Source organism: Vibrio sp. 1457, assembly GCF_033340195.1.
GTDB lineage: Bacteria > Pseudomonadota > Gammaproteobacteria > Enterobacterales > Vibrionaceae > Vibrio > Vibrio alginolyticus.
Genome location: NZ_JAWOWA010000084.1, coordinates 1 through 1,295, shown reverse-complemented (window position 1 = coordinate 1,295; position 1,295 = coordinate 1). Strand labels below are relative to the sequence as shown.

Sequence of the window (1,295 nt, the reverse complement as noted above, 5' to 3'; positions counted from 1 at the left end):
CAAGCCTGCGCAGGCAAACGCAAAAACGACCGCCATGACCGTTTTTTTGGCCCGCCATAAAACTGAGATTAGATTAAGTAAATCAATTTCATTATTACTGGGCGACGCCAGAGGATAATCGGGAAAATGAGCGTCACTTCCCTGTTTAATATTCAGTGATGACATGGGGTATAACCTGAAAATGAGTCCAATAGGGGGAAATCTCCACGGCGCTCACTTTACCAGTTGGTGAGAATTATCCGAAGCTGAAGTTTGTAAATTCCTTCCACTGAATGCAACATTCACTCTATTTAAGAGAAATATTCATCAAACCTATAAATCAAACAAATAAAAAACCCATAATTATTTTCTGTAATTATGGGTTTATAAATAATATTAATTTACCTGTTTAGCGTTGCGCGAATAATCGGCCCAATTTTTTCAAACGTCCCTGGAGAGATAATATCCACATGCGCACAATCCTGACGATAGATATCCAGCTCCGCTATCCACGGCGACCAGGCGCGTTCGGGACTCATACCTTCCTGAAGTGTGCGTTCAGCAACAAACAGCGTCGCTTTACCGTCAAACGGTACGCTATGAGCAGTCGTCAGCAGGCGCACAGCATCAGCGTAGTTGCCTTCAATGGTGGTAAACAACTCCGTTGAAGTACTTCCCTGCTGTGCTGCCAGGAAGGCCTCGCGTTCGCGGTTAATCTCCGCCAGCACTTCCGGGTCCAGACCATTAGCTTCTTTTTCCTGCCAGTTTTGCGTTTCTGGCGGCCAGGTATCCAGCAAGCCAAGAAATGCCACCTGTTCGCCACGGGCACGCAGTCGCGCCGCAATACCCTGCACCAGCGTACCGCCAAGGGAATACCCCAGCAGGTAATAAGGGCCGTGCGGTTGTTGTTCAAGTAACGTTGCCAGATGCGCTTCGCAGACTTCATCCAGGTTTGCCGCCGTCTGCATGGGGCCATTGGGGCGCGGTGACTGAATGCCGATAATCGACCATTGTGGATCGAGATAACGCGAGAGCACGCTGAACTGCCAGGCAAAACCGGACGCAGGATGGAAACAAAACAGCGTCGGGCCATTACCTTCACGCAACGGCAGAATGGTTTCGAATCCCATACGCCGGGTGCTGTCTTCTTCAGCATCAATAATCGTTGCCAGTTTGGCGACAGTTGACGCGACCATCACTTGCCCCGGCGTCACCTGGCGGGCAACCTGCCGACTTAACTGCGCTGCCAGTTTCATTGCCAGTAGCGAATGACCGCCAAGCGCGAAGAAATCAGCATCGGCATCCTGCACGTCACA

General features: G+C 50.2%; 2 protein-coding genes. Both read right to left on the bottom strand.

From position 1 onward, the window contains the following. Positions 1 to 165 (bottom strand): Wzz/FepE/Etk N-terminal domain-containing protein (locus R7Z41_RS24720; protein WP_411913143.1); only part of this gene is annotated, 165 nt, incomplete at its 3' end. A gap of 215 nt (positions 166 to 380) precedes the next feature. Continuing rightward, on the bottom strand, positions 381 to 1,295 hold a 915-nt coding region (locus R7Z41_RS23880), incomplete at its 5' end, for a thioesterase domain-containing protein (protein ID WP_318141628.1).